The sequence below is a fragment of the Streptomyces olivochromogenes genome, assembly GCF_001514115.1.
In the GTDB taxonomy this organism is placed as follows: Bacteria; Actinomycetota; Actinomycetes; order Streptomycetales; family Streptomycetaceae; genus Streptomyces; species Streptomyces olivochromogenes.
In genome coordinates, this window is sequence record NZ_KQ948468.1 from 259,612 (window position 1) to 267,696 (window position 8,085).

Consider the following 8,085-nt stretch of genomic DNA (forward strand, 5'->3'; position numbering starts at 1 on the left):
CCCGGAGTCCTGCGATCCAGCGGGCTTGCCCGGTCCATCGGCTTGCCGGAGGGTGGACGCCACGGCCTGCTCCCGAGCCCGGGCGTCCGACCGCCCACCCGCGGGCGATCGGTCCCGTCACCGCTTGAACGGTCCCCTCACCGCTTGACCGGTCGCCTCACTGGTTGACCGGTTCTCTCATTGGCTGTTGGTCCCGAAGTCCTCGGGCGAGATCTGGTCGAGGAACTCGCGGAACTTCTCCACCTCGTCCTCCTGCTCGTCCGGGATCGCGATGCCGGCGTCGTCGAGCACACCGTCACTGCCGTAGATCGGCGTTCCGGTACGCAGCGCCAGCGCTATGGCGTCGGACGGGCGGGCACTGACCTCGACCCCACTGGCGAACACCAGCTCCGCGTAGAAGACCCCCTCACGCAGATCAGTGATGCGCACCTCGGTGAGCTCCTGGCCGACGGCTTCCAGCACGTCCTTGAACAGGTCGTGGGTCAGCGGTCGCGCGGGGGCCATGCCCTGCTGGGCGAAGGCGATCGCCGTCGCCTCCCCCGGTCCGATCCAGATGGGGAGGTAGCGGTCGCCTCCCACTTCACGCAGGAGCACGATCGGTTGGTTGGAGGGCATTTCGACCCGGACACCTACGACATCGAGCTCGTTCACACAGCAACCCTAGGCCGTGCCCGGGACGTTTGGGTAGTCGGGCACAGAACGGGGGGCCGATCCGGCCGCCCACCGGGCACTTCGGGTCAGTGCAGCCGGACGCCCAGCGCGGTCTGCACCAGCGCCGCGTGCAGCTTCACCGTGAGCCCCGCCAGCTCCTTCGTACGGGCCTCGGCGTGCGCCCTGGTCTGCGGATTGCGGTGGCGCCGCAAAGGGGCCACCACCTGGTCCACGAGCCCCGCGTCACGTTCGGCCGCGGCCTTCATCGCGCGCAGATGGCGCGGCTCGATCCCGAACCGCCCGAGCTCGACGACGAGCGCGGCGACCGTCACCGCCTCAGCGTCATATGCCCCGTCCGGAAGCGGGGCGAGGAGTCCGTACGACTCCCATTCCTGAAGCTCCTGCTCACCGATCTCGGCGGCGGCCAGCAGCTCGGCACGGCCCACCCGGGCCGCTGGGGGTGCCTCGGGCTCCCCGAAGAGGTCACCGAGCCCACCGAACGGCTCCCCGTCGCCGGAGTCGCGCTGCCGCCCCACGGACGGCAACCGCACCGGCTCCCCGCGCTCCAAAGCGTCGAGATACTCGCGGATCACCTTCAACGGCAGATAGTGGTCCCGCTGCATCCGCAGCACGTGACCGAGGCGCTCGACGTCCGCCTGGCTGAACTTGCGATACCCCGAGGGGGTCCGCTGCGGCTCGATGAGCCCCTCCGACTCCAGGAACCGGATCTTGGAGATCGTGACTTCGGGGAACTCGTCGCGCAGCGTGTTCAGCACCGAGCCGATGCTCATCAGCCCACTGTCCGCTGCGGCGGTACCGCTCCCGGCACCGCCGCTCGGTGATCGAAGCATGGACCTTCCTGAGGGTCCCCCCGGACGGAGTCCGGGGGAGGGTCAGATGCCTCGCTGGCTCGCGTAGAAGACCAGCCGGTACTTGCCGATCTGCACCTCGTCACCGTTCGACAGCGGGACCGAGTCGATTCGCTCCCGGTTGACGTACGTACCGTTCAGGCTGCCCACGTCGGCGACCGTGAACGAGCCGTCCGCGGCTCGACGGAACTCCACATGACGACGCGACACGGTCACGTCGTCCAGGAAGATGTCGCTCTGCGGATGACGCCCGGCCGTGGTCAGGTCACCGTCCAGCAGGAAGCGGCTGCCCGAGTTCGGACCGCGGCGCACCACCAGGAGCGCCGAGCCGAGCGGCAGCGCGTCGACGGCCGCCTGCGCCTCCGGAGAGAGCGTCGGCATCTGCGTCTGGCCGGTGACCTCGGCATCGTAGGCCTCGATGCCCGAGATGGAGATCGTGGACGTGGTCTCGGACGGACGCTCCGGGACCGCACCGGGTCGCAGCGGCGCACCGCAGTTGGAGCAGAAGCGGCTGTTCTCCGCGTTGCGGTTACCGCACCTCGTACACACCAGGGCCGACATGGACGGATCCTCCTGCCGCGGCTGCCCCCCAGGGGCATGGGACGCGTACGGGTCGGAGGCGAACCCTCCACCCGCACTTGAGGCTGACGGTTCCCCGAAACCTATGCGTCCGGACTGGGCAGGGTCAACAGACGGCGCGCCCTGACCACCGGGAATGTCACCGACCTGGTCCCGGAACAGCGGGCGGTCGCCGCTCTGGCCCTCCGCGTCTCCTTGGCGTGGTGCACGGTGTCGGGCAGTCGCGTTGTCACTGCCCTCTCCTCGTGCGCTCTTGCCGAACAACTTCGCAAACAACTTCACGGGCGATTCCCCTTGACCGAAACAGACCCGCCCGTGGGGCAGGACGAACACTGATTGAACACACCGGTCGACCCGGACATCCTCACAACGTCCGTATCCACCAGACAGTTTCCACCACGCACCACCCATTCGGTGCGCCGACCCCCCGCAACCTCATGCCCTCGCCGGACGACGCCCATGCACCCCCGGTTCACTGGGAGGACGACCGAGCGTAGTCAGGCTGCTTCGCAGCCCGCAAGGCATCCACAATGATCTTCGTCGCACGCTCCACCGTGACGGTGGCCTGCTCCTTCTCGAGAGTCTGCACCACACCTCCGGGGATGTTGAGCGCCGGCTCAAGGTCCTGCGGCTTACCGATGACCTTGAAACGATAGGGCTGGGTGATCTTGTTCCCGTCGACGCTCACGCCCTTGCCGGAGTCGGCCAGATAGGTGCTGGCGACGACCCGCACACCGTTCACCTGGATCGCCTCCGCACCGGCGGCGCGCAGCTCCTGGATCGCGTCAAGCAGCATGTCCGCCTTGACCGTCCCCTTCGTGTCGTTGATCGTCAGCGTGATGCCGGGTCCCTGCGCCGCCACCGTGCCCGCCAGAATGCCGAGTTGTTTCTCCTTCTCGGCAGTCTGCTTGCGGGCCTCCGCGGCCTGGTTCGAGCTGTTCTCCAGCTCGGTGCGCTGATCTTCGAGACCCTGCTTCTCGTCTTCTAGACGCTGCGTACGGTTGTCGAGTTCATCGAGGATGCGTACGAGATCTTCTTGACGTGCGCCGCGCAGGGCGCTGCCGCTGTCACTGTTGGAGGCCACCTGGACGGCCAGACCGAAGCCGAGGCCGAACAGAAGCAGGGCGACGATGAGTTGCGCGCGCGTGACCCGCGGCGGCCACAACCCCTTCACCAGCCGCTGCCGGCCGGTCAGCGACGGCTCGTCCTTCTCGTCGAGCTGCTCGGGCCCCGAACTCTCTGCAGCCGCGGCCGGGACCTCTTCGGGAAGCTCCCTGCGCAGCCGGTTCTCGGGTGTCTCGCCTTCGTTGCTCATCTGCCTCACGCCCGGAAAACGTGCCGGCGGATCGCCGCGGCGTTGGAGAAGATGCGGATGCCGAGGACGACCACGACGCCGGTGGAGAGTTGGGCGCCCACGCCCAACTTGTCACCCAGGAAGACGATCAGTGCGGCCACGACCACGTTCGACAGGAAGGAGACCACGAAGACCTTGTCGTCGAAGATGCCGTCGAGCATCGCCCGCAGCCCTCCGAAGACGGCGTCCAGCGCCGCCACGACGGCGATCGGAAGGTAAGGCTCGACGACCGCCGGAACCTCGGGCCGGACCAACAATCCAGCCACGACTCCCACGACGAGGCCCAGTACGGCGATCACGATGTGCCCTTCTCTGTGCTCGGCTGTGCTGTACGTACGATCACACTCGGTGCGGCGGACAACTGGACGTCCTTTTCGACGGAAATGGCGGTCCGGATGCCGTAGTTCTCCTGCAGGGCGTTCAGATACAGGCCGTCGGCACTGTTCTGGAACCTGGTGCTGAGCCGCTCGCCGTCCCCCACCGCCAGCACCGTGTAGGGCGGCACCAGCGGCTTGTTGTCGACCAGTATCGCGTCACCCGCTGCCCTGATCGCCGACAGTGCCGTCAGCCGCTGCCCGTTGATCGAGACGGCCTCCGCGCCGGACTCCCAGAGCCCGTTGACGACCCGCTGCATGTCACGGTCCCGGACGCGCCCGGTGTCGGAGAACCCGCTGGTCTCACGAGGATTGCCGTCGCCGCCCTCGGTGGCTTCCTTGGCGTCGTCCACGACGAGCTTCACACCGGGGCCGTGGACGGCGACGGCACCCGACAGGACGCCCACGAGGTCGGCCTGACCGCTGCCACCCTGTTTCTTCAACGCCTCGTTCTGCCGGGCGCTCACATCGTCGCGCAGGGTGTCGACGCCGCTCTCGAGCTTGTCCGCGGCCGCGGTCTCTCGCTCGACGCGGTCGATGAGCTCCTGGCGCTCCTTGGCGACGACCGGGGCGGCGAGCCGCGCGTTCGCCGCGCCCACGGTCACCACCAGGGCCGCGAGGACGAGACCGGCCGCGAGGCCCAGCTTCGCCCGCACGGTCTTCGGCATGCCGCCGGCACCCTCGGTCTGCCTACGGGCGGCCGCCTCCGCGTATCCGTCGTCGAGGCTGTGATCCATGACGTTGGTGAGCAGCGACATGGAGGCGTCCGGGCGCGTGGGGCGCGGAGGTGTGCTCCGAATGGGGGGCTGCTGCGGCATGCCGCACATCGTCGCACGTCGCGGGCGCTACCTCCGAATGGCCCCACCGGCGTGCCGGACAGGCCCCTTTGGGGGCACTTGTCCGGCACGCGCGTGTGTTGTCCGTTTCAGCGCCCTGCGCTGTCCACGACGGCGGCCCACTCGTCGAGCAGGGCCTCCGCGGACGCGTCGTCAGGCCCCTCCGCCCACAGATGCGTCACCGCCTCGGCGGGGTCGGGAAGCACCATCACCCAGCGCCCGTCCGTCTCCACGACCCGTACGCCGTCGGTCGTGTCCACGAACCGGTCCCCGGCCGCCTCCACGACCCGGCGCATCACCAGGCCCTTGACGGCCCAAGGAGTGGCCAGGTCACGCTTGAGGACATGCGCCCGCGGAATCCGCGCGTCGATCTGGCTCAGCGTGAGCTGTGTCCGCGCCACCAGCCCGATCAGTCGTACGAAAGCCGCCGCGCCGTCGAAGACGCTGCTGAACTCCGGAATGATGAATCCGCCGCGCCCGTCACCGCCGAAGATCGTCGACTCCTCGCGTCCGACCCTCGTCAGATCGTCCGGAGACGTCGTCGTCCACTCCACCTGCGTCCCGTGGTACGCCGCCACCTGCTCGGCGATCCGCGTGGTGGTCACCGGCAGCGCCACCCGCCCACTGCGCCGCTCCGCGGCCACCAGGTCGAGCATGACGAGCAGGGCCCGGTCGTCCTCGACGATCCGTCCCTTCTCGTCGACGAGCGAGAGCCGCTCGCCCACCGGGTCGAAACGCACCCCGAACGCGGCCCGCGCGGACGCGACGATCTCGCCCAGCCGCACCAGACCGGCCCGCCGCGTGTCCGCCGTCTCCGTGGGCCTGGATTCGTCGAGACCGGGATTGATGGTCAGGGAGTCCACGCCGAGCTTGCCCAACAGACTGGGCAACACCAGCCCGGCACTGCCGTTCGAGGCGTCCACGACCACCTTCAGACCGGATTCGGTGATACCGGTGGTGTCGACATTCCTGAGCAGTGATCCGGTGTACGAGTCGAAGACGCTGGCGGGGAAGTGCAGATCCCCGATCTCCCCCGGGAACGCACGCCGGTACTCCTGCCGCGCGAAGACCCGGTCGAGCTTGCGCTGCCCCCCTTGCGACAGGTCGGCACCCTGTCCGTCGAAGAACATGATGTCGACGGAGTCCGGCACCCCGGGCGTCGTACGGATCATGATCCCGCCCGCACTGCCCCTGGCGGTCTGCTGACGAGCCACTGGCAGCGGTACGTTCTCCAGATCGCGTACGTCGATGGCGCTGGCCTGCAGCGCCGAGATGACCGCCCGCTTCAGCGCACGGGCGCCTCGGGAGTGGTCGCGGGCCGTGGTGACGGTGGAGCCCTTCTTGAGCGTCGTCGCATATGCGCCCGCGAGGCGCACGGCGAGCTCCGGAGTGATCTCCACGTTCAGGATTCCGGTGACACCACGGGCGCCGAAAAGATGCGCCTGGCCGCGCGACTCCCAGATCACCGAGGTGTTGACGAAGGCGCCGGCCTCGATGGTCTTGAACGGATAGACGCGTACGTTGCCCTGGATGATCGATTCTTCACCGACGAGGCATTCGTCGCCGATGACAGCGCCGTCCTCGATCCTCGCGGCCCGCATGATGTCGGTGTTCTTCCCGATCACGCAGCCCCGCAAATTGCTGTGCTGACCGATGTACACGTTGTCGTGGACGACGGCCCTGTGCAGAAAGGCCCCGCTCTTGACGACGACGTTGGAGCCGACGACGGTGTGCTCACGGATTTCGGCGTCCGCTTCGACCTTGGCGTAGTCGCCGATGTAGAGCGGGCCGCGCAGTACGGCGTCGGGGTGCACTTCGGCGCCCTCGGCGACCCATACGCCCGGGGAGATCTCGAAACCGTCGATCTCGACGTCGACCTTGCCCTCGAGGACGTCGGCCTGCGCTTTCACATAGCTCTCGTGGGTGCCGACGTCCTCCCAGTAGCCCTCGGCGATATAGCCGAAGACCGGCTTGCCCTCCTTCATCAGCTGAGGGAAGACATCGCCGGACCAGTCGACCGAGACATCGGCCTCGACGTAGTCGAAGACTTCGGGCTCCATCACGTAGATACCCGTGTTGACGGTGTCGGAGAAGACTTGGCCCCAGGTGGGTTTCTCCAGGAAGCGCTCGACCTTGCCCTCTTCGTCCACGATGGTGATGCCGAATTCAAGGGGGTTCGGCACACGCGTCAGACAGACGGTGACCATCGCACCCTTTTCCTTGTGGAAATTGATGAGGTCGGTGAGATCGAAGTCGGTCAGGGCGTCACCGGAGATCACCAGGAAAGTGTCGTCCTTCAACGCCTCCTCGGCGTTCTTGACGCTCCCGGCGGTACCGAGTGGCTTCTCCTCATTGGCATAGGTGAGCTCCATACCGAGCTCCTCGCCGTCACCGAAGTAGTTCTTGACCAATGAGGCCAAGAACTGGACAGTAACGACGGTCTCGTTGAGCCCATGCCTTTTGAGCAGCCGCAGCACGTGCTCCATGATCGGGCGGTTCACCACCGGCAGGAGCGGCTTGGGCATGCTTGAGGTCATGGGACGAAGGCGTGTGCCTTCGCCTCCGGCCATCACGACGGCCTTCATGTCGGAAGCGTCCTCCTTGAAGAGACGACGGTCTAGCCGACTTCACCCGTCCTGATTGTCCCGCAGTTTTCGAGTGCGGGCCATCCGGGCACTTCAGCTGCCCTATCGGGCCGAGCTCAATCGGCCATGGTGTCCGCCCTGAGAAGCCGGCGGACCTGGACCACGTAGAGGACTCCTGCCCACCAATAGAGGGTTGTACCCCACCCGGCGAACGCCCATCCGAAAATCGCGGCGAGTGACGCGAGCCATCCGCTTCCGTCGCTGAGCAGCAACAGAGGGAAGGCGTACATCAGGTTGAAGGTGGCCGCCTTCCCGAGGAAGTTCACCTGCAGTGGCGGATAGCCGTGACGCCGGAGGACTGCCACGACCACCAGCAGAACCAGCTCGCGCGCCAGAAGCACAGCCGTCAACCACAGCGGCAGAATCTCCCGCCAGGTGAGCCCCACAAGAGTGGACAGAATGTAGAGCCGGTCCGCCGCGGGATCGAGCAGCCGGCCGAGGCTGCTGATTTGATTCCAGCGCCGCGCGAGCTTCCCGTCGAGATAGTCGCTGACGCCGCTCAACATGAGCACGAGCAGCGCCCAGCCGTCACTCTTGGGACCGCCGAACTCGGGCCGGAGGATCAGCCACAGGAAGACGGGTACGCCGACGAGGCGCGCCATGCTGAGGATGTTCGGGATGGTGAGGACCCGGTCCGTCTGGACGCGGGTCTCCTGGACCTCCACCCGGGGGCCTCCTGTGGGAAACGAGCCAACGATGCCCCCTGACCTTACCCGCAGCGCTCGCGTCGAGGTGCGGAGGGGTGGCCGGAGCCACCGCGAAAACAGACCTGGCCCT

At 67.4% G+C, this 8,085-nt stretch carries 8 protein-coding genes; all 8 read right to left on the reverse strand.

The genetic code is table 11. The features are described from left to right. Positions 1 to 177 precede the first annotated feature (177 nt). The 8 genes from AQJ27_RS37910 to clsA all read right to left on the reverse strand — a co-directional run bounded on the left by AQJ27_RS37910 (position 178) and on the right by clsA (position 7,973). On the reverse strand, positions 178 to 651 hold the full coding sequence (locus AQJ27_RS37910; RefSeq protein WP_006123076.1) for a bifunctional nuclease family protein: 474 nt from the start codon (positions 649 to 651) through the stop codon (positions 178 to 180). Positions 652 to 737: 86 nt separating this feature from the next. Continuing rightward, positions 738 to 1,502, reverse strand: a complete 765-nt coding sequence (gene ftsR, locus AQJ27_RS37915; RefSeq protein WP_067379092.1) for a transcriptional regulator FtsR — start codon at positions 1,500 to 1,502, stop codon at positions 738 to 740. A 42-nt stretch (positions 1,503 to 1,544) separates the two neighbouring features. Further along, complete coding sequence (locus tag AQJ27_RS53015) at positions 1,545 to 2,510, reverse strand: FHA domain-containing protein (RefSeq protein ID WP_079065539.1); 966 nt, start codon at positions 2,508 to 2,510, stop codon at positions 1,545 to 1,547. 61 nt (positions 2,511 to 2,571) lie between these two features. Next, positions 2,572 to 3,414 (reverse strand): DUF881 domain-containing protein, encoded by an 843-nt coding sequence (locus tag AQJ27_RS37925; protein ID WP_067379096.1) that lies wholly within the window; start codon positions 3,412 to 3,414, stop codon positions 2,572 to 2,574. A 5-nt stretch (positions 3,415 to 3,419) separates the two neighbouring features. After that, on the reverse strand, positions 3,420 to 3,752 hold the full coding sequence (locus AQJ27_RS37930) for a small basic family protein (RefSeq protein ID WP_003988855.1): 333 nt from the start codon (positions 3,750 to 3,752) through the stop codon (positions 3,420 to 3,422). Then, on the reverse strand, positions 3,749 to 4,645 hold the full coding sequence (locus tag AQJ27_RS37935) for a DUF881 domain-containing protein (RefSeq protein WP_235613706.1): 897 nt from the start codon (positions 4,643 to 4,645) through the stop codon (positions 3,749 to 3,751). Before AQJ27_RS37935 ends, AQJ27_RS37930 begins: the two co-directional genes overlap by 4 nt. 107 nt (positions 4,646 to 4,752) lie before the next feature. Next, positions 4,753 to 7,248, reverse strand: a complete 2,496-nt coding sequence (locus tag AQJ27_RS37940) for a mannose-1-phosphate guanyltransferase (RefSeq protein ID WP_054229134.1) — start codon at positions 7,246 to 7,248, stop codon at positions 4,753 to 4,755. 116 nt (positions 7,249 to 7,364) lie between these two features. Beyond that, entirely contained in the window at positions 7,365 to 7,973 is a 609-nt protein-coding gene (clsA, locus tag AQJ27_RS37945; RefSeq protein WP_067379101.1) for a cardiolipin synthase ClsA, read from the reverse strand. Between the last annotated feature and the right edge of the window lie 112 nt (positions 7,974 to 8,085).

Coding starts and splice junctions, on each gene's coding strand:
- AQJ27_RS37925 (WP_067379096.1), bottom strand. CDS start 3,414: ATGAGCAACGAAGGCGAGACACCCGAGAACCGGCTGCGCAGGGAGCTT.
- AQJ27_RS37940 (WP_054229134.1), bottom strand. CDS start 7,248: ATGAAGGCCGTCGTGATGGCCGGAGGCGAAGGCACACGCCTTCGTCCC.
- AQJ27_RS53015 (WP_079065539.1), bottom strand. CDS start 2,510: ATGGGTGGTGCGTGGTGGAAACTGTCTGGTGGATACGGACGTTGTGAG.
- ftsR (WP_067379092.1), bottom strand. CDS start 1,502: ATGCTTCGATCACCGAGCGGCGGTGCCGGGAGCGGTACCGCCGCAGCG.
- AQJ27_RS37935 (WP_235613706.1), bottom strand. CDS start 4,645: ATGCCGCAGCAGCCCCCCATTCGGAGCACACCTCCGCGCCCCACGCGC.